Genomic DNA, 23,401 nt, shown 5'->3' on the forward strand with positions numbered 1-23,401 from the left:
TGCCGGTCGTGAGTGATTGCCGGTCGTGAGTGATTGCCGGTCGTGAGTGATTGCCGGTCGTGAGTGATTGCCGGTCGTGAGTGATTGCCGGTCGTGAGTGATTGCCGGTCGTGAGTGATTGCCGGTCGTGAGTGATTGCCGGTCGTGAGTGATTGCCGGTCGTGAGTGGCGATTCGGGTTAGAACCCGAATCGCCACTCACGAGAGCCTTCAGTCGAAGAGCGCCGGGAGCGTGCGCTCCCAGGTCTCGCGGAGCTCGTCCAGGGTGAACTCGGTGATGTCCTGGAGTTCGAGCGAGCCCGACTCCGGGTCCACCACACCGGTCTTGCGCCACGGCAGGCCGCGTGCGGTGAGCATCTCGGTGAACCGCAGTTCCTCGGTGCGCGGCACGGCGACCAGCACCCGGCCCGCGGACTCGGAGAACAGCTGCACGAACGGGTCCTGCTCCGCGTCGAGGAAGACGCGGGCGCCGCACTGTCCGATGAGGACGGTCTCGACGAGCGTCTGGATCAGGCCACCGTCGGAAACGTCGTGCGCGGCGGAGATCATGCCGTCGCGCGAACCGGCGATGAGGATGTCGGCGAGCAGCTTCTCGCGCGCCAGATCCACGCGAGGCGGGCGGCCGCCGAGGTGGCCGTGCAGTTCGCGCGCCCAGGCGGAACCGTCCAGCTCGTCGTGGGTCTCGCCCAGCAGCAGCAGGGTTTCCCCGGCCTCGGCGCCGATCCCGGTCGGGATGCGGCGGGTGACGTCGTCGATCACGCCGAGCACGCCGACCACCGGCGTCGGCAGGATGGCCACGTCACCGGTCTGGTTGAAGAAGCTGACGTTGCCACCGGTCACCGGGATGCCGAGTTCGACACAGCCGTCGGCCAGACCGTGCACGGCCTGCTCGAACTGCCACATCACGCCCGGGTCGGTCGGCGCGCCGAAGTTCAGGCAGTCCGACACCGCGACCGGCTTCGCGCCACTGGTGGCGACGTTGCGGTACGCCTCGGCCAGCGCGAGCTTCGCGCCCTCGTACGGGTCGAGGAAGACGAACTTGCTGTTGCAGTCGGTCGACACGGCGACACCGAGGCCGGTCGACTCGTCGATCCGGATGACGCCGGAGTCCGACGGCTGCGCGGACACGGTGTTGCCGCGCACGTAGCGGTCGTACTGGGAGGTCACCCATTCCTTCGACGCCTGGTTCGGCGACGAGATCAGCTTGAGCACGTCGGCGCGCAGTTCGTCCGAAGTGGACGGTCGCGGCAGTTTCGCCGAGGTGTCGGCCTGCAAAGCGTCCTGTGTGGACGGACGCTGAATCGGGCGGTCGTACACCGGGCCCTGGTGCGCCACGGTGTGCGCCGGGACGTCGACGACGACCTCGTCGTTCCAGGTGATCACCAGGTGCTCGCCGTCGGTGACCTCGCCGATGTCGGTGGCGATGACGTCCCACTTCTCGCAGACCTTCATGAACGCCTCGACGTTCTCCGGCGAGACGACCGCGCACATGCGTTCCTGCGACTCGCTGGAGAGCACCTCCGCCGGGGTCATCCCGGTGGCGCGCAAGGGAACCCGGTCGAGGTAGACGTGCATGCCACCGTCACCGGCGGCCGCGAGCTCCGACGTCGCGCAGGAGAGCCCGGCGCCGCCGAGGTCCTGGATGCCGACGACGAGCTTCTGGGCGAACAGTTCGAGACAGCACTCGATGAGCACCTTCTCGGTGAAGGGGTCGCCGACCTGGACGCTGGGAAGCTTCTTCCGGCCACCCGAGGATTCGTCGCCGGAGAAGGTGTCACTGGCGAGCACGGACACGCCGCCGATGCCGTCGAGGCCGGTGCGCGCGCCGAACAGGATGATCTTGTTGCCCTTGCCGGAGGCGAAGGCCAGGTGCAGGTCTTCGACGCGCATCGCGCCGACGCACAGGGCGTTGACCAGCGGGTTACCGGAGTAGCTCGGGTCGAACACGAGCTCGCCGCCGATGTTCGGCAGGCCGAGGCAGTTGCCGTAGCCGCCGACGCCGGCGACCACACCGGGCAGCACGCGGCGGGTGTCGGCCGCGTCGGCCGGGCCGAAGCGCAGCGCGTCCGCGACCGCGAGCGGGCGCGCGCCCATCGCCATGATGTCGCGCACGATGCCGCCGACGCCGGTCGCGGCACCCTGGTACGGCTCGACGTAGGACGGGTGGTTGTGGCTCTCGACCTTGAAGGTGACCGCCCAGCCCTCGCCGATGTCGACGACGCCGGCGTTCTCGCCGATACCGGCGAGCATCTTCTCCTGCATCTCGGGAGTGGCTGTCTCGCCGAAGTAGCGCAGGTGCTTCTTCGAGGACTTGTACGAGCAGTGCTCGCTCCACATCACCGAGTACATCGCCAGTTCGGCGTCGGTCGGACGGCGGCCGAGGATCTCCCGGATCCGGGCGTACTCGTCGTCGGCGAGGCCGAGTTCGACGTACGGCTGGGTCTGCTCGGGAGTCGCCTCGGCGCGTGCGGTGGTGTCGACGTCGGTGCTGGTCACGGTGTCCACATCAAGGTTCGCCACGGCCTTGAGAATAGGCGAGCCGCATGTTCACCTCTCGGTCGCCCAGGGATAAATCAGTCGCGCCCAGGACGGTGATCCGCTTACCGTCGATAATCGTGCTTTCCGCCACATATCCCCTTCCGCGACTGCGGCTGCCCGCCAAGCCGACCGCCTGGCGGTACCTCGTCACGATGATGCTCGCGCGGCCGGGACTGCTCGTCGTCTCGGCGATCAGCGGTGCGCTGTGGTCGCTGCCGATCGCCCTGTTGCCGGTCGCGATCGGCCGGGGAATCGACGCGATCGGCCGCGGCGACGGCGACTCCGTCTGGTTGTGGGGCCTCGCGGCCGCCGGGCTCGGGATCGCGCAGACGCTCGCGGGAACGGTGCAGCACTTCGCGTCCTACGGCTGCTGGATCCACGGCGCCGGGGTCACCCAGCGCTTGACCACCGAGCACGCCGCGAAGCTGGGCGCGAACCTGCGGGACACGACCACCACCGGTGACGTCGTCGCGATCACCACCAGCGACATCAACCCGATCGGTGACTCCTTCGAGGTACTCGGGCGGGCCTTCGGTTCGCTGATCGCGTTCATCGTGTGCGCGACGGCGCTGCTGACGACGTCCCCGCTGCTCGGCGTGGTCGCGCTGGTCGGTGTCCCGCTGGCGGTGGTCGGCATCGGCCCGCTGTTGAAGCCGCTGGAGAAGCGCCAGACGAAACAGCGCGAGGAGAAGACCGAAGTCAATTCGCTGGCCGCCGACATCGTCTCCGGTCTGCGGATCCTTCGCGGTGTCGGCGGCGAGAAGCAGTTCCTCGACCGCTTCCGCCGCTCCAGCCAGCGGGTCCGGGCGGCCGGTGTTCAGGTCGGACGCAGCGAGGCTTGGCTCTCGGCGGCGGAGATCGCGCTGCCGGGCCTGGTCACGGTGGTCATCACCTGGCTGGGCGCGCAGCTGGCGATGAACGGCACCATCGGCGTCGGCGAGCTGATCACGTTCTACGGCGTCTCGGTGTTCCTGGTGATCCCGGTGACGACGGCGACCGAGTTCGCGGGCGTGCTGAGCGCCGCGCTGGTTTCGGCGCGGAAGGTGTGCAAACTGCTGTCCACCGAACGCACGCTCGCCGAGCCGGAGCACCCGGTGCCGCTGCCGGAAGGTTCACTGGATCTGGTCGACGAGACGTCCGGGATCAAGGCAGAGGCCGGGAAGCTGACCGTGATCGACGTCGGGGCCGACGCCGAGGCGGTGGCGTCGCGGATGGCGCGGTTCACCGATCCGGGTGAACCTGCCCTTGTCGGCGGGGTCCCGGTGGACCAGGTCGCGCTCGGCGAGCTGCGGCGGCGGGTGGTCTACGCGCACAACCAGGACCTCTGGTTCTCCGGGGTGCTTCGCGAACAGGTCGCTCCTGCGGAGCCTGGCGGGGTCGAGATCACCGAAGCGCTGTACGCGGCGGACGCCGACGACATCGTGGACGCGCTGCCCGACGGCGTCGACGAGGTGATCGGCGAACGCGGACGTGAGGTCTCCGGTGGTCAGCGGCAGCGGCTGAACCTGGCCCGCGCACTGGCGACCGGCGCCGACGTCCTGCTGCTCGACGAGCCGACCTCGGCCGTCGACGCGCATACCGAAGCCCGCATAACCGAACGCGTCGCGAAGCTGCGGCGCGGCAAGACCACCGTCGTGTTCAGCCAGAGTCCTTTGTGGACTCATGTGGCGGACGTGGTCGTGAATACGAAAGTGCCCGCATGAAGAAGCTGCCTTTGGCAGACAAGAAAGACGTTCGACGATGGATCAGGGAGACCGCGCGGGACAACAAGCGCGAGTTCTCCGTGATGCTCGGGCTGTTCTGCGTCGCGACCGCGATCGGGCTGGCCGGGCCGCAGCTGCTGGGCGCGCTGGTGGACGAGGTCGTCGAAGGCACGACGACCACCACGATCACTTGGCTCGCGGTCGCGTTCGTGGTCGTGCTGGGCGCGCAGGCCTGGTTCAAGGGGCTGGCGCGGCTGCGCGCGCGGGTGTTCGGCGAGCGGATCCTGGCGCACAACCGCGAGGAGTTCGTCGGGAACGCGCTGAACCTGCCGCTCGGGACGGTCGAAGCGGCGGGTACCGGTGACCTGCTCAGCCGGGCGACCACCGACGTCAGCCGCATCGACCACGCGGTGCGGTTCGGCGCGCCGGAGATCCTGATCGCCGCCGTGACGGTGGCGTTCACGGTGGTGGCGATGGTGGTCACGTCGCCGTTCCTGGCGCTCGGCCTGCTGATCGCGCTGCCGCTGCTGGTGCCGGTGAACATCTGGTACCAGCGGCGGGTGCCGGACGTGATGCGGCGGATGCTGGACCGGTGGGCCGAGCTGCAGTCCACCACGCACGAGACAGCGGAGGGCGCGCGGACGGCCGAGGCGCTGAACCTGACCGGCCGCCGCGTGCGCGCCGGGCACGACGGTCTCGACGCGGCGATGCTGGGCGAACGCAAGATCCGGGCGCTGCAGATGCGGTGGATCCCGTCGCTGGAGATCAGCTACGTGCTGCCGGTGCCGGTGATGCTCGGGCTGGGCCTGCTCGCCTACTCGAACGGCTGGGAGGGGCTCGGCACGATCACCGCGATGCTGCTGTATTCGCAGGTCATGACCGGTCCGCTGAACGAGGCGCTGTTCTGGCTCGCGGACATGCAGGTCGCCGGGGCCTCGCTGCGGCGGCTGCTGGGTGTGCGGCCGCCTTCCTCGGAGGCTTCGGCTTCGGAGGCTCCGCGCGGGCAGGACATCGAGGTCCGCGACGTGCGCTTCGGCTACAACGCGGAGCGCGAAGTGCTGCACGGGATCGACCTGCGGGTGCCCGCCGGGGAACGGCTGGCGATCGTCGGCCCGTCCGGTGCCGGCAAGTCGACGCTGGGACGGCTGCTGGCCGGGATGTCGGCGCCGACGTCGGGTTCGGTGCGGATCGGCGGGGCCGAGGTGTCGGCGCTGCCGGACGACGTCCTGCGCGGCGAGGTCCTGCTGCTGACCCAGGAGCACCACGTGTTCACGGGGACGCTGCGGGACAACCTCACGCTGCCCGCCGGGGACTGGACCGACGATCGGCTGCTGGCCGCGCTGGCATCGGTCGGCGCTTCGGAGTGGGTGGCGAGCCTGCCGGACGGGCTGGACACGAAGGTCGGCGCCGGGGCTGTCGCCGTCCCGGCGGCGATGGCGCAGCAGCTGGCGCTGGCGCGGGTGGTGCTGGCCGACCCGCACACGCTGGTGCTGGACGAGGCGACGTCGCTGCTGGACACGGGTTCGGCGCGGGATCTGGAGCGTTCGCTGAGCGCGGTACTCGAAGGGCGCACGGTGATCGCGATCGCGCACCGGCTGCATACGGCGGCCGCAGCGGACCGGGTCGCCGTCATCGAGGGCGGCCGGGTGACCGAGCTGGGTTCGCACGCGGAGCTGCTGGCGGCGGGTGGGCCTTACGCGGCTCTGGTGGCCGCCGCCTCCTGAAGTGTTATGAATGGGACTTTCATCGCAAATTTTGCGATGAAAGTCCCATTCATAACATGTGTTTAGGCAGAAACGAGCGCGTCCACGGCGCTGTAGAACATGCCGAGGCCGTCATCGGAAGGCCCGGTGAGGGCGTCGATGGCGTGCTCCGGATGCGGCATGAGCCCGACGACGCGGCCGTTCTCGCTGCGGATCCCGGCGATGTCGTTGCGCGAGCCGTTCGGGTTGCCGCCGACGTAGCGGAACACGACGCGGCCTTCGCCCTCCAGCTCGTCGAGGGTGGCCTGCTCGGCGACGAAGCAGCCGTCGATGTTCTTCATCGGGATGAGGATCTCGGCGTCTTTGTCGTACCGGGTGGTCCACGCGGTGTCGTTGTTCTCGACGCGCAGCCACTGGTCACGGCAGATGAAGTGCAGGCCCGCGTTGCGGATCATCGCGCCCGGCAGCAGCCCCGCCTCGCACAGGATCTGAAAGCCGTTGCAGATGCCCAGCACGGGCATTCCCTTGTGGGCGGCCTCGATCACCGAGGACATCACCGGCGCGAACCGGGCGATGACGCCGGCGCGCAGGTAGTCGCCGTAGGAGAAGCCACCGGGGACGACGACCGCGTCGACACCCTTGAGGTCTTCGTCCGCGTGCCACAGCGGCACGGCTTCGGCGTCGGCGTAGCGGGCCGCGCGGGCCGCGTCACCATCGTCGAGCGTGCCGGGGAAGGTGATGACCCCGATACGGGCGCTCACGCCTCCACCCGGCGGATGGTCCACTGCTCGATGACGGGGTTCGCGAGGAAACCTTCGGCGATCTTTTCGAGCGTCGCGTCGTCGACGGAGTCGTCGACCTCGATCTCGAAGTGCTTGCCCTGACGGATCTCGGCGATCCCGGTGAAGCCGAGACGACCGGCGGCGCCGAGCGCGGCCTGCCCCTGCGGGTCGAGGATTTCGGGCTTGGGCATGACGTCGACGACAACTCGGGCCACGGCAGGCTGCTCCTTATTCATGCAGGTCGTGGGTACCGCCCGAGCCTACTTCACTACGGTTGCCGCATGACCTACGGGCAACCGCAGTACGGGTACACCCCTCCGCCGAAGAAGTCGAAGGCCTGGCTGTGGATCACGCTCACGCTGGTCGTGGTCCTGATCGCGGGCGGTGTCGCGTTCACCGGCTTCGTGTCTCCGGGCTTCTTCAAGGCCAAGTCCGACACCGCTTCGCGCGCGACGCCGGAGCAGCTCAGCCAGTCTTTCGTGAACGGCGTCGGCGAAGACCGCGTAAGCCGGCTCTGGTGCCCGGTCCGCTCGAAGCGGTCCTACACCTTCGAGCAGACCATGGCCGTCTCCGACGGCGCACAGCTCAGCACGCCCGCGCACCAGCGTGCGGCGCAGGAGTACTCGGCCGCCTTCACCGCCGGGAGCCTGACCGTCGGGATCGCGATGATCCCCGGCGAAGGCGGCTGGTGCGTGCGCGACGCCAAGGTCGGCGGCGAGCCCGAGCCGCTCCCGAGCATCGAGACACGGCCGTCGCCGCGCCCCGACGTCAAGACCGGGGAAGAGGCGGGGACCAAGTTCGTCGACGCGATCAACGCGCGCGACATCCCGGCCGCGTTGTCCGTGCTGTGCGCGAAGGTGCCCGACACGACCCGCGACGGCGTCCAGCAGATCATCCACGGCGAGGCGCGGTACACCGTGGACAAGACCGACGTGCTGACCACCGCGAAGCAGACGATCCTGCACCTGTCGGGCGAGAACGACGGTGTCCAGAAGCCGGGGCGGATCGAGACCGAGGACGACGCCGAGGGCGGCCCCTGCGTCGCTTCGTTCGCACCCGACTCCGACTGAGCTCGCACTGATCCTTCGACTGGGGGATGCTCGGAGCGCGGCGTTGGGCCAAGATGAGCTCATTGGCGGGGCGTCAACACCGGGCGAGCAGCAGGAGGCACCGTGGCCGATCAGGACTCCTTCGACTACGTGATCGTCGGCGCGGGCAGCGCGGGATGCGTGCTGGCGAACAGGCTGAGCGAGGATCCGTCAGCGCGGGTGCTCCTGCTCGAAGCGGGCGGCGAGGACGACGCGGACGAGATCCACATCCCCGCCGCGTTCCCCGGTCTCTTCAAGACCAAATGGGACTGGAACTACGAGACGGTCGAGCAGAAGCACACCGGCAAGACGCTGTACTGGCCGCGCGGGAAGACGCTCGGCGGCTGTTCCTCGATCAACGCGATGATCTACATCCGCGGCAACCGCGCCGACTACGACGGCTGGCGCGACGGGCACGGCGCCGAGGGCTGGGGTTTCGATGACGTCCTGCCGTACTTCAAGCGGGCGGAGGGGAACCAGCGGCTCGGCGGGCCGCTGCACGGCACCGACGGGCCGCTGAACGTCGAGGATCGCCGCTTCACCCACGAGCTTTCGCACGCCTGGGTGGATTCCGCGGTCGCCTGGGGCCTCAAGCGCACCGACGACTTCAACGGCGAGTCGCAGGAAGGCGCCGGCGTCTACCAGGTGACGTGCAAGAAGGGCCGCCGCTGGTCGACGGCCGACGCGTACCTGCGCCCCGCCCTGACCCGCGCGAACCTGACCGTGCGCACCCACGCGCAAGCCACCCGCGTCGTCTTCGAAGGCACCCGCGCGGTCGGGGTGTCCTATTTGGACAAAGGTGTCGAGACGACGGTGCGCGCGTCGGCCGAAGTCCTGCTGAGCGGCGGCGCGGTGAACTCGCCACAGCTGCTGATGCTGTCCGGCGTCGGCCCGGCGGAACACCTGCGGGAGCACGGGATCGACGTGGTGGCCGCGCTTCCCGGGGTCGGCGAGAACCTGCACGACCACCCGGCCTGCGGGATCATCTGGTCGACCCGCGGCACCACCGATCTGGTGGACGCGGCGACGCCGGGTGGCCTGGTGCGCTATCAGCTCACCAAACGCGGCCCGCTGGCTTCGAACATCGGTGAGGCCGGGGCGTTCTTCCCCGCCGCGGACGGTGTCTCGCCGCCGGACATGCAGATCCACGTCGCGCCGACGTTGTTCTACGACAACGGGATGCGTGAGCCGACGATGCCGGGCTTCACGTCCGCGGCGACGCTGGTGGACGTCGCGAGCCGGGGACGGCTGCGGCTGAAGTCGGGGAATCCCTTGTGGAAGCCCGAAATCGACCCGGCGTACTACGCCGAGTCCGTGGACATGGAGAAGATGCTGGCCGGGATGCGCACGCTGGTGGAGATCGGGAAGTCCGGTCCGCTGGCGAAGTACCTGGACAAGCCGTTCCTGCCGGAGCGCCACGACCTGACCGACAGCGAACTGGCCGACTACGTGCGCGAGAAGACGCAGACGCTGTACCACCCGGTGGGGACCTGCTCGATGGGGACGGGCGAGAACGCTGTCGTCGACCCATCGCTGAAGGTGCGCGGGGTGGACGGGCTGCGGGTGGTGGACGCGTCGGTGATGCCCGTGGTGCCGCGCGGGAACACGAACGCGCCGACGATCATGGTCGCGGAGAAGGCCGCGGACCTCATTCGGGGCGTGTGACCGTCCCTTTCACGCTCCCGGGAACGCTATGAAAGGCCCGTTACTTGCAAATTTTGCAAGTAACGGGCCTTTCATAGCGCGCGGGGGTTGACGAACGGAAGGCTCAGCGTTTCCCGTGCAGGACGGTGATCAGCTTCGCCACCAAAGCGTCGGTCTTTTCCTTGCGGGAGAACGAGGTCAGCACGATCGGCGCGGTGAACCGCTGCCGCGCAACGGCCTTGGGCCGGGCGAACTCGCGCAGGCCTTCCGGGCCGTGGATCCGGCCGAAGCCCGAGTCGCCGACGCCACCGAAGGGCAGCGAAGCGATACCGGCGAAGGAAAGCGGCGCGTTGATCGACGTCATGCCGGTGCGCAGGCGGGAGGCCAGTTCGAGGCCGCGCGACTTCGAAAACACCGTCGACCCGAGGCCGTACTTCGTGTCGTTGGCCTTCTCGACGGCCTCGTCCATGTCGCGGACCTTGGCGATGGTGACTGTCGGGCCGAACGTCTCCTCCTGGACGGCCGAGGAATCCTCCGGCACGTCGACGAGGACCGTCGGCTGGACGTAGCGGTCGCCGACCGCGTCGACACCGCCGACCAGCGCCTTGCCGCCGCGTTCGATGGCGTCCGCGATGTGGCGTTTGATCACCGCGAGCTGCGAAGGCATCGTCACCGGGCCGTACTGCGCGGCCTCGTCCGAACCGGCCCGCACGTCCTTCGACTTCTCGACGACCTTCGCGACGAACTCGTCGTGCACCCGCTCGTGGACGTACACGCGCTCGACGCCGATGCAGGTCTGGCCCGAGTTGGAGAACGCGCCCCAGACGGTCGCGTCGGCGGCGGCTTCGAGGTCGGCGTCCGCGTCGACCAGGACAGCGTCCTTGCCGCCCGCCTCGATGATCACCGGCGTCAGCGTCTCGGCGGCCGCGGCCATGATCTTCTTGCCCGTGCCCGTCGAACCCGTGAAGGCGATCTTGTCGACGTTCGCGCTGACGAGCGAAGCGCCGGTCTCCCCGAAGCCGGTGATCAGCTGCAGCACCGGCCACTCCGGGACGACCTCGTTGAAGGCGTCGACCAGCCATTTCCCGACGCCCGGCGTGTACTCGCTCGGCTTGAAGACGACGGTGTTGCCGGCGGCGAGGGCGTAGGCGATGGAGCCGAGCGGGGTGAACACGGGGTAGTTCCAGGGGCCGATCACGCCCACGACGCCGAGCGGCTGGTACTCGACCGTCGCCGCCTGGTTCGACATCATCAGCCCGGCCGCACGACGCTGCTTGCCGAGGATCTTGCGCGCGTTCTTGCCGGCCCACGCGATGTGCTCGATGGCGAGGACGCTCTCCAACTGCGCGTCGGCGAGCGGCTTGCCGGTCTCGTCGCGCACGACCTGACACAGCTGCGGCAGCCTGCGGGTGATGACGCCCTTCCAGCGGCGCAGCCGCTCGGCGCGACCGTCGTAGCCGAGCCCGGCCCACCATTCGGCGGCGTCCTTCGCGCGGGCGACAGCGGCGCGGACGTCCTCCCGTGTGTGCACCGGGTACGTGCCGACGACCTCGTCGGTCGCCGGGCTCAGGGAATCGAAGGTCTCCCCCACGCTGTGCGCGGTCGGCTTCGGCTGGACTGCGGTCATCGACTTCTCCCGTGTCTCGGCTCAAAGCCCAGGCTACGACGTTACTGACGGCGTGCCAATAGCTCGCCTGGGGCGGGCCACCAGCATTACACAGGAGACGAGAGCCGCAAGGACACCGAGAAGCGGGGCCAGCCAGACCGGCAATATCCCGATCGCCAGCGAGCCCAGCCCGAACCCGGACGCCTGCACGGTGAAAGCCAGCGAGAACCCCTCGGACCGGCGGCGTTCCGGCAGCAGTTTCTGCAGGTTGACCGACGAAACGGCCATCAGCGGACCGGTGCAGAGCCCGATCAGCGCGACCCCGCCGAGCAGTCCGGCCCAGCCGAGGCCTGCCGACACCACGATGCCGCCGAGCACGAAACCCGCCAGGAACAGCCGCGGATCGCCGACCTTCCCCCGCGCCGCGTAGAGCGCGCTCCCGGTGATGCTGGCGGCGCACAGCACGACGATGACGATCGCCGTCGCCGAATCGGGGGCGCCGAGGCGCTGGACGAGCGGCAGCAGGCCGACCTCGATGGTCGACAGCAGCAGTCCGACGGTGAACAGGCCCATCAGCCAGGGAACACAAGCGGCGACGGGGAGCGCCTGGTGCTCGACCGTCCTTTGTGGATCGCGGACGACGGTCCGCCGCGGCACGAGCAGGGCCGCGAGCAGGGCGACGACGGCCATCGCGAGCAACGGGACGGCCGGGCCGGACGTCGCCAGGAGCGCCACCAGCAGCGGTCCGCCGACGATGACGCCTTCCATGATCATCGCGTCGACCGAAACGGCCCGGGGCAGCTCGTCTTCGGTCACCGTCCCGGCGAGCAGCGTCCGGAAGCCACCGTTCAGCCCGCCCGCGACCAGTCCCGGCGGGATCGTCAGCGCGAGCAGCACCAGGTCCGGGGCACCGGCGGAGGCGACCGCGGCCAGCAGGAACAGTCCCGCGGCGACCAGCGGCAGCAGCACGACGAGACCCCGCGCGGGGCCGACGCGGTCGAGCATCCGCCCCGTCGGCACGGCGCCGACCATCTCGGCGGCGACGAAGACGGCCATCATGACCCCGCCGAGCCGGTACGAACCTGTCGTCGCGGTGGTCAGCACGGTGAAGGCCAGCGGCGCCATCGTGGCGGGCAGCCGGTTCAGCTGGACTCCCGCCGACCAGCGCCAATACCCGGAATTGCGAAGCAAGGTCATGCCTGGAGACCCTGCCGAACCAGGCCTGGCGAGAGCCATTGATCAGGGAATAGCCTAATCGGATGATCGAGCTGGTCCTGACCGCCGAAAGCGCCAACCGCGTCCGCTTCGGCATCTCCCCGCTCGACGAGACCATGGGCGCGATGCAGACCCTGCTCGGACAGCGCGGGCATCCGAGTCACCTGCCGTGGCTGCGCGAGGCCGCCGGGAAACTGCCGGACCTGCCCATCGACGATTTCGCCAGGGTGATGAGCGCGCGGCACTACATCACCGACTTCCTCAGCCCGCCGCCGAACGGCCCGGAGACCACCGCGACCGCGCAGCTCGCCGAGATCCGCCGCACACCACCGGATCAGGTCGCCCACGAACTGTCCAAAGTAGACGCGGACCTGAGCGGACTCCCCGAAGACCCGGCCGAGGCGAGAGACCTTCTGTCCGATCAGATGGAGATCGCCTGGACCGAACTGGTCGAACCGCACTGGCCCCGGATGCGCCGCTTCCTCGTCGCCGACATCGAGGAACGCTCGCGGCGTCTGGCCGCGGGCGGCATCGCGCTGGTATTGGAGGACATCCACCCGCGGGTGCGGCTCGTCGACGACGTCCTGGTGATCGAGATGAAGGAACGCAGCCGCGTCCACCTCGACCGCCGCGGGCTGCTGCTGATCCCCGGCGTCTTCGCCTGGCCGTCGGTCGGGGTGATCACGATGGAGCCGTGGCAGCCTTCGCTGCTCTATCCGGCTCGCGGTGTCGCCGAACTCTGGTCGGATCCCGAACGCCCGCCCGGCGCGCTCGCGGGAGTCCTCGGCCGGACGAAGGCCGCGCTGCTCACGACGCTCAACGAGCCCGCGAGCACCACCGAGCTGGCACGCAGGCTCGGCCTCTCCGCGCCGACGGTCTCGCAGCATCTGACCGCGATGCGCGCGGCGGGGCTGCTCGACACGCGGCGACGCGGCCGCGAAGTGCGCTACCTGCGCACCGAACTTGGCGACGCCCTGCTCCGGGCATAGGCTGGAAAACGACCTACCGCGAAGGAGAACACCGATGCGTATTGTCCACTTTGGACACGCTTGCACACTTCTGGAGACCGAAGGCGCGCGGATCCTGATCGACCCCGGCACCTTCTCGGTGGGTTTCGAAGGCGAGCGCGAGCTGGACGCCATCCTGATCACCCACCAGCATTTCGACCACCTCGACGTCGAAAGGCTGCCCGCGCTGCTGGAGGCGAACCCCGGCGCTCAGCTGATCGTCGACCCGGGTTCCGCCGACGCCGTGCGGAAGATCGGCGCCGAGTTCCAGATCGCGAGCCCCGGCGACGCCTTCGGCATCGGCTCCAGCGGCATCACCGTCGTCGGCGGCGAACACGCCGTGATCCACGAGGACATCCCGACGATCCCGAATGTCGGGTACATCGTCGATCACGGCGCCTTCTATCACCCCGGCGACTCGTTCTTCGTGCCGGAACAGAAGATCGACGTCCTCGGCCTGCCCACCGGCGCCCCGTGGCTCAAGGCCGGCGAAGCGGTCGACTACCTGCGTGCCGTGTCGCCGCGCCTCGCCGTCCCGATCCACGAAGCCGTCCTCGCGCGGCCGCAGATGCACTACGGCCTGTTCGCCAACCTCGCCCCGGAAGGCACCGAAGTGAAGGTGCTCGATGTCGGGGAGCCGGTGAAGCTTTAGCCCCGATAGGCGAGTTTCCGGACGAGGATCTCCGCCGGGCCGCGGTAGCCCTTCCGGTGCATCCAGTACGCGACGACGACCGAAAGCAGCCACACGCCGAGGCCGCAGGCGGCCGCCACGAACGTCGGGTTCTTCGCCTGGCCGCCCAGGCCCAGCATGAACGGGAGCGCCAGGATCAGCCACGCCACCGACTGGAACAGGTAGGCGCTCAGCGTGCGCTGCCCGAGCGCGGAGATCGCGGTGACCACGACACCGCGGCGCTTTTTGCCGACAGCCATGCCGATGAGGCCGAACAGGCTGAGGTAGCCGATGGCACCGAACACGCCCGCGCCCTCGTACAGCGTCTTGGCGAACCCGGCGGTGTCGGCGTCGAGCTGGAGGTAGTCGCCGGTGAAGAGACCCATCGGCAGGGCGCCCGCGATCGCGACGCCGAATCCGCCGAACAGGCCGACGAGGAGGATCTTCCGGTTCGGCTCCTCCAAGAAGCGCTTCTTCGCGGCCCAGGCGCCCACCCAGACGAAGAGGATCGACGGCAGCAGGATCAGCGTGATGGACGGCCATTCCACCAGGCGCCCCCGCAGGGCTTCGCCGTACGTCGGTGCCAGGGAGGACGGGTCTTCGGGAGACGGGACCGGTGCGCTCCCGGAGTTCCCGGTGAGCACCAGGTACATCAGCACGCCGAGGTAGCAGAGGGCGAAGACCAGGTAAAAGGCCGGAAGCCGGTAGAAGCCCTTGCCTCGCCGCAGGAGCAGCAGGGTGAACACGACCCCGATGACGCCGTACGCGCCGAGCACGTCACCGGAGAAGAACAGCACCCCGTCGACGGCGCCGAAGACCAGCAACCACGCGTGCCTCCGGAGCAGGACACCACGCGTCCGGGACCACGGCTCTCCCAGCGCCTGCTGGCGATCCGCGAACTGCACCATCCCGTAGCCGAGCATCATGCCGAACAGCGGCAACGCGCACGCGTGCACGAAGACGAACAGCAGCACGAAGTACGGCCGTTCCAGGCCTTGCGGTGTCTGATCGACACCCGGCGAATTCCCCAGGAAGATGCTCGCGGTATGCGCCAGCGCGACCAATAACAGCGCGAAACCTCTGGCCAGATCCGGTGCGAGCACCCGCTCGCTGGTCGGCAACGACTTCATTGTTCCCCCTCGGAAGACCTTTAGTATCCAACGTACACTAAATAATGTCCGCCGGATACTAAAGCCGGGAGAGCTCGGGTCAGTTCGCGTCGATGAGAGCGGCCACGCCGTCGAGAACGACGTTGAGGCCGAAGCCGAAGTCGGGGTCCTCAGCCTGGTCGGGCGCGCCGAGCCCGGAGGTCAGGAAGCCCACCGCGTCGGGGAAACGCTCCGGGTCGATCAGCTCGGCGAGGCTCTTGCCGTAGGCCTGCTCGGCCTGCGACTGGCTCAGCCCACTGCCCTTCCGGCCCTCGGCGAGCTGGATGGCCTGCGCGCACGCGAGGCGCACATAGCCACTGACCAGAACCAAGACCCCGCCCCTGGTGCCCCAGTCGAGACCGGTTTCGCGCAGCGTGCGCAGGATCGCGTCCATCCAGGCGACCGCGTTCGGCCCCGCCGGAGGACCGGAGAGCGGCAGCTCGACCAGCCACGGATGGCTCATCAGCGCGTCGCGATTGGCCTCGGCCAGCAGGGTCAGCTCGGCCCGCCAGTCGCCGGTGGGCTCCACCGTGGGCGGATCTCCGATGGCGAAGTCGGCCATCAGCTCCAGCAGCTCCGACTTCGAGCCGATGTGGCGGTACAACGACATCTTCGTGACGTCCAGGTCCTTCGCCACGTTCGCCAGCGTCACGTTCGCGACGCCTTCGCGATCGGCGAGGGCCACCGCGGCCGCCACGACGCTGTCGACGTCGAGCACCGACGGCCTGCCGCGGGTCGGACGTTCCGACCGGCGCCAGAGCCGCATCAGCGTCGCCTGCGCGTCACTCCGGTCGCCGTCGTCGGTCATCCCGTCAATCTAGTTGGAGCGACCGCGGTCGCGAGAGCGAGCCGTAAGTGGCCCCGAAAGCGCGGTTCTCCAGCGAGACGTCGACGGCGTCGAGGAACGCCTGCCGCAGCCCCGGCCGGGCGAGGTCCGCGGCGTCGATGCCGAGCCGCACGAGCCCGCCCCGGCGCGCGGCCCTGGCGGCGGCCAGTACCAGCGCGAAACACCGGACGGTCTCCGTCCGGTGCGACGGCCCGCCGAACTCCTGCACCCTGGCGCGCTGGACCTGGCCGGACACCAGGTCCCGCACCGAGACCAGGTCCGCGCACAGCCTGAACCCGTGCTCACGCAGGGCCTGCACGGTGCCCTCCGACGCGATCCAGCGCGGCGGCGCGAACCCGTCGACGGACATGCCGTTGACGTCGAGCGCCGCCTTCGCCGCGATGAGCCGCAGCCGCGCCTCGTGCGCGGGCAGCGCCGCGAACTCGGCGCGTTTGCCCAGCTGGACAGCGCGATGGGTGGGGGTGATCCGATGGTCGTAACCGTGCAGGAGCACGGAGTCGCCGCTTTCGCGGCGTGTCCGGACCCAGGCGGTCACGGGGCCCTCGCCGGTGCGAGCGGCGTAGAGCACGGACAACGGGACCTTGCGCCTGTCGAGCTCGGCCGCGAGGTCGGCACAGCGGTGCAACGTCCGGGTGGTCACGCCGGACAGGGAAACCAGCAAACGTGCGTCCACGATGCCCATTGGGCCAGACCGGCCTTGCGCCGGACTGACGACGGCGTGAACGCCGCAGGTCAGCCGGGCGAATCAGGCGGGCCAGTCGTCGAGCGAACAGCCGGTGATGCGTTCGTACGCGTTGATGTACCTCGCCCTGGTGGCGGCGACGATCTCGTCCGGCAACGGTGGCGGCTCCGGTCTCTCGAGCCGGTGCCAGCCGGACGCGGGACCGGTCAGCCAGTCCCGCAGCGGCTGCTTGTCGAACGACGGGACCCTGCCGCCCGGGGTGCACCCGGCCGCCGGCCAGTAGCGCGAGGAATCCGGGGTCAGGACCTCGTCGGCGAGCACGAGGTTCCCGTCGGGGTCGACGCCGAATTCGAGTTTCGTGTCCGCGAGCAGGATGCCGCGTTCGGCGGCGAACTCCGCGCCGCGGCGGTACACCGCCAGCGTGGCCTCACGGACTTCCTCGGCACGCTCGCGGCCGAGCTGCCCGACGACGTCGGAGAAGGCGATGTTCTCGTCGTGCGAACCGTGGTCGGCCTTGGTCGCGGGGGTGAAGATCGGTTCGGGGAGCCGGGAGGATTCGGTCAGGCCCGGCGGGAGTTCGACGCCGCAAACCGTGCCGTGGGCGCGATAATCGGCGAGACCGGTGCCGGTGAGGTAGCCGCGGGCGACGGCTTCGAACGGCAGCATCGCCAGCCGCCGCACCAGCAGCGCGCGGCCGCGGACCGCGGCGGGGATGCGTTCGTCGTCGTAGGAGACCAGGTGGTTGGGGAGGACATCGGAGAGCTGGGAGAACCAGAACACGCTCATCGCGGTGAGCACCCGCCCCTTGTCCGGGATGGGGGTGTTGAAGATGACGTCGTAGGCGGAGATCCTGTCCGAAGTGACGAGCAGCAGATGCTCGTCATCGACGGCGTAGAGCTCACGGACCTTACCGGCGGCGATCTTCGGGTATTCGAGCGTCGTCACGGCTGCACCCTAGCGATCAAGGATGATGGCTGATCATGCCGATCCACTGCGTTTCGTTCACTACCGATTACGGGCTGAGCGACGGTTTCGTGGCCGCGTGCCACGGGGTGATCGCGCGGATCGCGCCGTCCGTGCGGCTGATCGACGTGACCCACGAGATCCCTCCGCAGCAGGTCAGGACCGGCGCCGAGGTGCTCGCCCAGACCGTCCCGTATCTGCCGGAGGCCGTGCATCTCGCCGTCGTCGACCCCGGCGTCGGCACGGCGCGGCGCGGTGTCGTGGTGGTCACCGAACGCGGAATCCTCGTCGGCCCGGACAACGGAATCCTCATTCCCGCCGCCGAAACACTCACCGGGGTGATAGCGGCGTACGAACTCGTGGCCCCTCGGTACCGCCTTCCGGTGACGTCTTCGACGTTCCACGGGCGCGATGTCTTCGCCCCCGCGGCCGCGCATCTCGCGCTCGGCGTCGCCCCGGAGGAATTCGGGCCGCGCGTCGACGACCTCGTGCGGCTGCCGGACCCGTTCGTCGCGGTGTTCCCCGGCAAGCTGGTGGCGGAAGTGCTCACGGTCGACCACTTCGGCAACGTCCAGCTGGCCGCGGGCCCCGCCGACCTCGAACTGGCCGGGTTGTCCGGCACGGTCTCGGTCAGCAGCGAACACGTCCTGGTGAAAGCGCTGGTCGGCGACACCTTCGGCACGGTGCCGCCGGGCTGGAACGTGCTCTACACCGACTCGGCGGGGCGGCTCGCGGTCGCCGTGAACGGCGGTTCGGCCTCCGACGTGCTCGGGCTGGGAACCGCCCAGGAATGCACGATCACCTCGTCGCCGACGGCCAGCTGACCCGGACCGGTCACCGCCATCTTGACCCCGAACGAGACCCCGCCTTCGGGTTCGCGCCGGTAGTCGGCGAGCGACCGGATCGGCTCCGGGCCCGCCTTCTTGCCCGTCTCCTGATCGACCATCGGCACCGTGCAGCGGATGCAGACCTTGGCGTACCCCAGCTCCAGGCCGCCGGCGGTGAGCGAGCGGACGTCGTCCTCGCGGTGCGGCTCCGGCCAGCCCGCGACGACGATGTTGGGCCGGAAGCGGTCCATCGGCACGGCTTCGGCGCCGCGGGAGGCGATGCGCTCGTTCAGACCGTCCAAAGAGGACTCGGAGGTCAGCAGGATCGCGTGCGCGTCGGCGAACGCGGCGGTGCCGGGGATCTCGCCGTTGGTGACGCGCTCGTGCTCGGGCGCGAGCCCGACGAACACCGACGGCAGGCCCAAGACGTCGGAGCACCACTCGGCGGCCTCGGCACCCTGATGGACGCCCTTGCCCTGCCAGGTGAACGTCGACGCGGGCTGCCGCGGCCCGTCCTGCGCGGTCTCGACCAGCAGGTCTTCGACGCCGGGAGCGGCGAGCCGCAGCCGGGCGCCGTCGTCCAGCACTTCGGCCCGGATCGAAGCCATCACCGGATGCTTCCGCTGGCTACGGAACTCGCCGTCGGGCGACACGACCATCCAGGCACGATCGAACCGCAGGCCCGCCGGGGTGACGTCGGCCGTTTCGACCGATGTTCCCGCGCAGCCCTTGACCGGGTAATAGACCAGCTTCGCCACTCTCGCCATGGCCGCAGATTAGCGACTCGGGCCTCGTGAGTGGTACGGCCGGCTGCCGAGGAGGCGGTGGGGGGCAGGTGAGGCGCAGGTGAGGGCAGGTCGGGGTGGGGGGGGGGGGGGGGGGGGGGGGGGGGGGGGGGGGGGGGGGGGGGGGTTTGGGGGTTGTTGGTGTTTTTAAAAACCCCCCCCCCCCCCCCCCCCACCACCTGTACCCACCCCGGTCCGGCGCCCCCCCGGCGTCACCCTGGCACATCGGTGACGTAGCGAAGGCCTCCTTCACGGACATCGCTCAGAGCACCTGGGAAAGGAAGCGCTGCAGACGCTCGCTCCGCGGAGCGTCGAAGATCGCCTCCGGAGCGTCGTGTTCGACGATCTTCCCGTCGTCCATGAACGCGACCTCGTCGGCGACGCCACGCGCGAAGCCCATCTCGTGGGTGACCACGAGCAGCGTCAGCCCGCGCTCGGCGAGCCCGGCCATCAGGGTGAGGACGCCCTTGACCAGCTCCGGGTCCAGCGCGCTGGTGGCCTCGTCGAACAGCATGACCTCGGGCTCCATCGCGAGCGCCCGCGCGATCGCGACCCGCTGCTGCTGCCCGCCCGAAAGCGCGCTCGGCCGGTACGGCGCCTTGTCGGCGAGGCCGACCTCGGCGAGGCGGGCGTGCGCGATCTCCGCCGCCTCCTCCTTGCCGAGCTTCCGCACGCTGCGCAGCGGCAGGGTGATGTTGTCCAGCACGCTGCGGTGGCCGAACAGGTTGAAGTGCTGGAACACCATCCCGACCCGCTGCCGCAGCGCGTCCGGGTCGGACGAGATGACGCTCTCGCCGCCCAGCAGCAAGTCGCCCGAGTCGGGCTCCTGCAGGCGGTTCACGCAGCGCAGCAGCGTCGACTTCCCCGAGCCCGACGGCCCGATGATGCAGGTCGTGCGGCCCTTCTCGACCTTGAGGTTCACGCCCTTCAGCACTTCGAGGGTGCCGAAGGAGACGTGGATGTCGCGGAGCTCGACGCTCGACGAACGGATGGCGGCGGTCATGACATCGGCACCTTTCCGGCGTTCAGGACTTCCAGTTCGCCGCCCTCATCGTCGGGCCGGACCTTCCTGCCGGTGCGCAGCTTCTTGTCGATGTAGTTGACCAGATGCGTCAGCGGCACGGTGATCACCAGGTAGAAGACACCCGCCGCGACCAGCGGCGACAGGTTCCCGGTGTTGGCCGCGAGGTCCTGCCCGATGCGGAACAGGTCGCGCTGCTCGGCGAGGAAACCGAGGAAGTACACCAGGCTGGAGTCCTTGACCAGCGCGATGAACTGGTTCACCAGCGCGGGCAGCACGCGCCGCACCCCCTGCGGGATGACGACGAGCGCCATCGCCTTGGTGTAGCTCATGCCCAGCGCGCGGCTGGCCTCCATCTGTCCTTTTTCGACACTCTGGATGCCTGCCCGGAAGATCTCGCCGATGTAGGCGGCCGCGATCAGGCTGAGCGCCAGGATGCCCAGCGGGTAGGTGTTCCTGGCCATCGACGGGATGAGGATCCCGCCGCCCTGCCCGATCACCAGGATGGTCAGGATCGCGGGCAGGCCTCGGAAGATGTCGGTGTACACCCGGGCGGGCCAGCGCAGCCACACCTTGGTGGACAGGCCCATGGTGGCCAGCAGCATGCCGAGCACGGTGCCGATCACCGCCGAGAACACCGACATGATCAGCGTGTTCAGCAGGCCCGTCTTGAGGAGGTCCGGGAGGACTTCCCAGATGTAGTCCCAGTTGAGGAAGGTGGTGAAGAAGTCGTTCACTTATCGCTGCCCGGCCTTGAAGTCCGCGGGCACCGGCGCGTTCGGTTCGAACCGCTGGTGCACCTTTTCCCAGGTCCCGTCGGCGATGACCGCCTTGAGACCCGCGTTGATCTTGCCCGCGAGTTCGGTGTTGCCCTTCTTGACGGCGAAACCGTGCGGGATGGTCGTGGTGATCGCCTTGACCACCTTGAGCTTCGCGTCCGGGTTCTTCGCCGCGTAGTCCTCGGCGGTCGCCTGGTCGAAGATCGCGCCGTCGATGGCGCCGCTCTTCAGCGCGCCCAGCGTGACGGCGTCCTGCGGGAACCGCACGGCCTGCGCGGTGGGCGCGTTCGCGGCCAGCCAGCTGTCCGAAACGGTCCCCTGGACGACGCCGATCCGCTTGCCCGCCAAGGAGTTCTCGTCGGTGATCCCGCTGCCCTCGCGGGCCTCGATACCGAGCGACTGGTAGTTGTACGGCGCCGAGAAGTCGACAGTCTTGCGGCGTTCGTCGGTCTGGGAGATCCCCGAGCTGCCGATGTCGAACTTGCCGGTGGCGACCTGGCTCAGCAGCGCCGAGAACTCCGTGGAGACGAACTCGAGTTTCAGGTTCTGGTTCGCGGCGATGGCCCTCAGCAGCTCGTTGTCGAACCCGGTGAACACGCCGTTTTCCTGATAGGCGTTGGGTTTCGAGTCGCTGAGGGTGCCGACGCGCAGGGTGCTCGCGCCGGCGTCTTCACCGCCGCCGCACGCCGCCAGCACCGCCAGGAGGGCGGCGCCGACAGCGGCGGCGAGTGACTTCTTCATCGTGATCCTCACGCCTTGAACTGGTCCGGGACCGGCGCCGTGGGCAGGAACTTCCCGTGCAGTTTCACCCAGGTGCCGTCGGCGATGACCTGCTTGAGGCCATCGTTGATCTTGGTGAGCAGCTCGTTGTTGCCCTTCTTCACCGCGAAGCCGTGCGGCACGTCGGTGGTGAAGGACTTCACGACCTTGAGCTTCGTGTCGACGCTCTCCTTGACGTTCGTCTCGGCGATCGCCTGGTCGAGGATGTAGGCGTCGACGGCGCCGCTCTTCAGCGCGGCCAGCGCCGGGGCGTATCCCGGGAAACGCACGGCCTGCGCGTCCGGGACGGTCGAGGTGAGCCACTTGTCGCCGACGGTCGCCTGGATGACCGCGACCCGCTTGCCGGAAAGGGCCTTCTCCTCGGTGATCGGCGAGCCGTCCTTGGTCTGGATGCTCATCACTTCGAAGTTGTACGGGCTGGAGAAGTCGACGTTCTTCTTGCGCTCGTCGGTCTGCGCGATGGCCGAGCTGCCGATGTCGAACTGGTTGTTCGCGACCTGACCCAGCAGCGACGAGAAGTCGGTCGAGGCGAACTCGAGCTTCAGGTTCTGCTTCGCGGCGATGGCCTTCAGCAGTTCATTGTCGAAGCCGGTGAAGGTGCCGTTCTCGACGTAGATGTTCGGCGGCGCGTCGCTCAGCGTGCCGACACGGAGGGTCTTCTCGGTGGCGGATTCGCCGCCACCGCAAGCGGCGAGCACGGCGACGAGACCGGCGGCCAACGTGGCGAGGAGTATCTTTTTCATCGTTTTCAAATCCCCGCGTTCTGCACGGGCAGGCCGGGGCCGCCCTGTTCGAGTTCCTTGGGCAGCGGCTCGGTCTTGAAGAACTGAGCGTGCAGGCGGGCGACGGTGCCGTCCGCCACGGCCTTCGCGAGGCCGTCGTTGAGCTTCTTCAGCAGGTCCTTGTTGTCCTTGCGGACGGCGAACGCCGACGGCGTGTCCTTGGTCTCGACGGTGTAGCCGAGTTCCAGCGGCACGGCCGGGTTCTGGTCGAGGTACTTCTGCCCGATGTCCTTCGGCACGACCCAGCCGTCGAGGCCGCCGGCCTTCAGCTGCGCGAAACCGGCGTTGTAGTCGGGAAAGCGGACGACGTTGGCGCCGGGCACCTTGCCGCTCGCGAAGTCGTCCTGCACCGATGCCTGCACGACGCCGAGCCGCTTGCCGCTGAAGGAGGCGACGTCCTTGAGGGCCGCGCCCTTCTTGGTGACGATCGTGGTGAACCCGGTGGAGTAGCCGTTGCTGAAGGCGACGGTCTTCTTGCGGGCCTCGGTGGTGGAGATCGTGGAGCTGCCGATGTCGAACTTGTTCGTGGCGACGGAGGCCAGCAGACCGGCGAACTCGGTGCCGACGAACTCGACCTCGAAGCCCTCGCGCTTCGCGATGTCGCGCAGCAGCTCGTTGTCGTAGCCGGTGAACGTGCCGTTCTCCAGGTAGATGGACGGCGGCGCGTCGGTCAGGGTGCCGACCCGCAGCTTCTGGCCGCTCGCGCCCGTGTCACCGGAGCCGCAGGCGGCGAGGGCAAGGGTGGCCGCGCCCGCCGTGACGACGGCGACGATTTTCGACAGCGTGGATCTCATCGCTTCTTCCGTGGGTTTCGGCGCCAAGGCGCGATACA

At 69.0% G+C, this 23,401-nt stretch carries 22 protein-coding genes; 7 read left to right on the plus strand and 15 right to left on the minus strand.

The genetic code is table 11. The features are described 5' to 3' along the window. Window positions 1-209: 209 nt before the first annotated feature. Complete coding sequence (gene purL, locus ACZ6YV_RS02275) at window positions 210-2,495, minus strand: phosphoribosylformylglycinamidine synthase subunit PurL (protein ID WP_465508509.1); 2,286 nt, start codon at window positions 2,493-2,495, stop codon at window positions 210-212. A 119-nt stretch (window positions 2,496-2,614) separates the two neighbouring features. Here purL and ACZ6YV_RS02280 point away from each other — a divergent pair, with 119 nt between their 5' ends. Further along, window positions 2,615-4,240: an ABC transporter ATP-binding protein gene (locus ACZ6YV_RS02280; RefSeq protein ID WP_465507929.1), complete on the plus strand. Its 1,626-nt coding sequence runs from the start codon at window positions 2,615-2,617 to the stop codon at window positions 4,238-4,240. Continuing rightward, window positions 4,237-5,964: an ABC transporter ATP-binding protein gene (locus tag ACZ6YV_RS02285; protein ID WP_465507930.1), complete on the plus strand. Its 1,728-nt coding sequence runs from the start codon at window positions 4,237-4,239 to the stop codon at window positions 5,962-5,964. The genes ACZ6YV_RS02280 and ACZ6YV_RS02285 overlap by 4 nt, the downstream gene beginning before the upstream one ends. A 62-nt stretch (window positions 5,965-6,026) precedes the next feature. On the opposite strand, the gene purQ is transcribed toward ACZ6YV_RS02285, so the two are convergent. Beyond that, on the minus strand, window positions 6,027-6,704 hold the full coding sequence (purQ, locus tag ACZ6YV_RS02290) for a phosphoribosylformylglycinamidine synthase subunit PurQ (protein ID WP_378242346.1): 678 nt from the start codon (window positions 6,702-6,704) through the stop codon (window positions 6,027-6,029). Beyond that, complete coding sequence (gene purS, locus ACZ6YV_RS02295; RefSeq protein ID WP_378242344.1) at window positions 6,701-6,940, minus strand: phosphoribosylformylglycinamidine synthase subunit PurS; 240 nt, start codon at window positions 6,938-6,940, stop codon at window positions 6,701-6,703. Before purS ends, purQ begins: the two co-directional genes overlap by 4 nt. Window positions 6,941-7,006: 66 nt before the next feature. On the opposite strand from purS, the gene ACZ6YV_RS02300 reads away from it, so the two are divergent. Continuing rightward, the gene (locus ACZ6YV_RS02300) at window positions 7,007-7,795 is read left to right on the plus strand and encodes a hypothetical protein (protein WP_465507931.1); all 789 of its coding nucleotides are present in this window, start codon (window positions 7,007-7,009) and stop codon (window positions 7,793-7,795) included. Window positions 7,796-7,897: 102 nt separating this feature from the next. Then, the gene (locus tag ACZ6YV_RS02305; RefSeq protein ID WP_465507932.1) at window positions 7,898-9,478 is read left to right on the plus strand and encodes a GMC family oxidoreductase; all 1,581 of its coding nucleotides are present in this window, start codon (window positions 7,898-7,900) and stop codon (window positions 9,476-9,478) included. Between the two features lie 103 nt (window positions 9,479-9,581). Here ACZ6YV_RS02305 and ACZ6YV_RS02310 read toward each other — a convergent pair whose 3' ends face one another. Both ACZ6YV_RS02310 and ACZ6YV_RS02315 read right to left on the minus strand, forming a co-directional pair. Next, the gene (locus ACZ6YV_RS02310) at window positions 9,582-11,084 is read right to left on the minus strand and encodes an aldehyde dehydrogenase family protein (protein WP_465507933.1); all 1,503 of its coding nucleotides are present in this window, start codon (window positions 11,082-11,084) and stop codon (window positions 9,582-9,584) included. Between the two features lie 33 nt (window positions 11,085-11,117). Beyond that, window positions 11,118-12,260, minus strand: coding sequence for an MFS transporter (locus tag ACZ6YV_RS02315; RefSeq protein WP_465507934.1), 1,143 nt, complete (start codon window positions 12,258-12,260; stop codon window positions 11,118-11,120). A gap of 62 nt (window positions 12,261-12,322) precedes the next feature. Between ACZ6YV_RS02315 and ACZ6YV_RS02320 the strand changes: the two genes are divergently transcribed. Both ACZ6YV_RS02320 and ACZ6YV_RS02325 read left to right on the plus strand, forming a co-directional pair. Next, window positions 12,323-13,267, plus strand: coding sequence for an ArsR/SmtB family transcription factor (locus ACZ6YV_RS02320; RefSeq protein WP_465507935.1), 945 nt, complete (start codon window positions 12,323-12,325; stop codon window positions 13,265-13,267). Window positions 13,268-13,301: 34 nt separating this feature from the next. Continuing rightward, window positions 13,302-13,937, plus strand: coding sequence for an MBL fold metallo-hydrolase (locus tag ACZ6YV_RS02325; RefSeq protein ID WP_465507936.1), 636 nt, complete (start codon window positions 13,302-13,304; stop codon window positions 13,935-13,937). Here the strand turns inward: ACZ6YV_RS02325 and ACZ6YV_RS02330 are convergent. The 4 genes from ACZ6YV_RS02330 to ACZ6YV_RS02345 all read right to left on the minus strand — a co-directional run bounded on the left by ACZ6YV_RS02330 (window position 13,934) and on the right by ACZ6YV_RS02345 (window position 17,577). Then, a complete protein-coding gene (locus ACZ6YV_RS02330) occupies window positions 13,934-15,085 on the minus strand; it encodes a DUF418 domain-containing protein (RefSeq protein WP_465507937.1) in 1,152 nt (383 codons plus the stop codon). The two genes, ACZ6YV_RS02325 and ACZ6YV_RS02330, sit on opposite strands and share 4 nt — an antisense overlap. Before the next feature lie 79 nt (window positions 15,086-15,164). Further along, window positions 15,165-15,911, minus strand: a complete 747-nt coding sequence (locus ACZ6YV_RS02335; protein WP_465507938.1) for a TetR/AcrR family transcriptional regulator C-terminal domain-containing protein — start codon at window positions 15,909-15,911, stop codon at window positions 15,165-15,167. Between the two features lie 4 nt (window positions 15,912-15,915). After that, window positions 15,916-16,632 (minus strand): DUF2334 domain-containing protein, encoded by a 717-nt coding sequence (locus ACZ6YV_RS02340; protein WP_465507939.1) that lies wholly within the window; start codon window positions 16,630-16,632, stop codon window positions 15,916-15,918. Between the two features lie 63 nt (window positions 16,633-16,695). After that, window positions 16,696-17,577 carry a phosphoribosylaminoimidazolesuccinocarboxamide synthase gene (locus ACZ6YV_RS02345; protein ID WP_465507940.1) on the minus strand — a complete coding sequence of 294 codons (882 nt, stop codon included), beginning with the start codon at window positions 17,575-17,577 and terminating at the stop codon, window positions 16,696-16,698. A 35-nt stretch (window positions 17,578-17,612) separates the two neighbouring features. Here ACZ6YV_RS02345 and ACZ6YV_RS02350 point away from each other — a divergent pair, with 35 nt between their 5' ends. Next, window positions 17,613-18,419 carry an SAM hydrolase/SAM-dependent halogenase family protein gene (locus ACZ6YV_RS02350; protein ID WP_465507941.1) on the plus strand — a complete coding sequence of 269 codons (807 nt, stop codon included), beginning with the start codon at window positions 17,613-17,615 and terminating at the stop codon, window positions 18,417-18,419. Here ACZ6YV_RS02350 and ACZ6YV_RS02355 read toward each other — a convergent pair. The 6 genes from ACZ6YV_RS02355 to ACZ6YV_RS02380 form a co-directional block, all read right to left on the minus strand. After that, window positions 18,302-19,189, minus strand: a complete 888-nt coding sequence (locus ACZ6YV_RS02355) for an MOSC domain-containing protein (protein WP_465507942.1) — start codon at window positions 19,187-19,189, stop codon at window positions 18,302-18,304. The genes ACZ6YV_RS02350 and ACZ6YV_RS02355 overlap by 118 nt on opposite strands. 280 nt (window positions 19,190-19,469) lie before the next feature. Next, window positions 19,470-20,210, minus strand: a complete 741-nt coding sequence (locus ACZ6YV_RS02360; RefSeq protein ID WP_465507943.1) for an amino acid ABC transporter ATP-binding protein — start codon at window positions 20,208-20,210, stop codon at window positions 19,470-19,472. Then, window positions 20,207-20,965, minus strand: coding sequence for an amino acid ABC transporter permease (locus ACZ6YV_RS02365; RefSeq protein WP_465507944.1), 759 nt, complete (start codon window positions 20,963-20,965; stop codon window positions 20,207-20,209). Before ACZ6YV_RS02365 ends, ACZ6YV_RS02360 begins: the two co-directional genes overlap by 4 nt. Next, on the minus strand, window positions 20,966-21,748 hold the full coding sequence (locus ACZ6YV_RS02370; RefSeq protein ID WP_465507945.1) for an ABC transporter substrate-binding protein: 783 nt from the start codon (window positions 21,746-21,748) through the stop codon (window positions 20,966-20,968). Between the two features lie 8 nt (window positions 21,749-21,756). Then, a complete protein-coding gene (locus ACZ6YV_RS02375; RefSeq protein WP_465507946.1) occupies window positions 21,757-22,530 on the minus strand; it encodes an ABC transporter substrate-binding protein in 774 nt (257 codons plus the stop codon). 5 nt (window positions 22,531-22,535) lie between these two features. Next, entirely contained in the window at window positions 22,536-23,363 is an 828-nt protein-coding gene (locus ACZ6YV_RS02380; RefSeq protein ID WP_465507947.1) for a substrate-binding periplasmic protein, read from the minus strand. Between the last annotated feature and the right edge of the window lie 38 nt (window positions 23,364-23,401).

It is taken from the genome of Amycolatopsis sp. NPDC102522, from assembly GCF_055584485.1.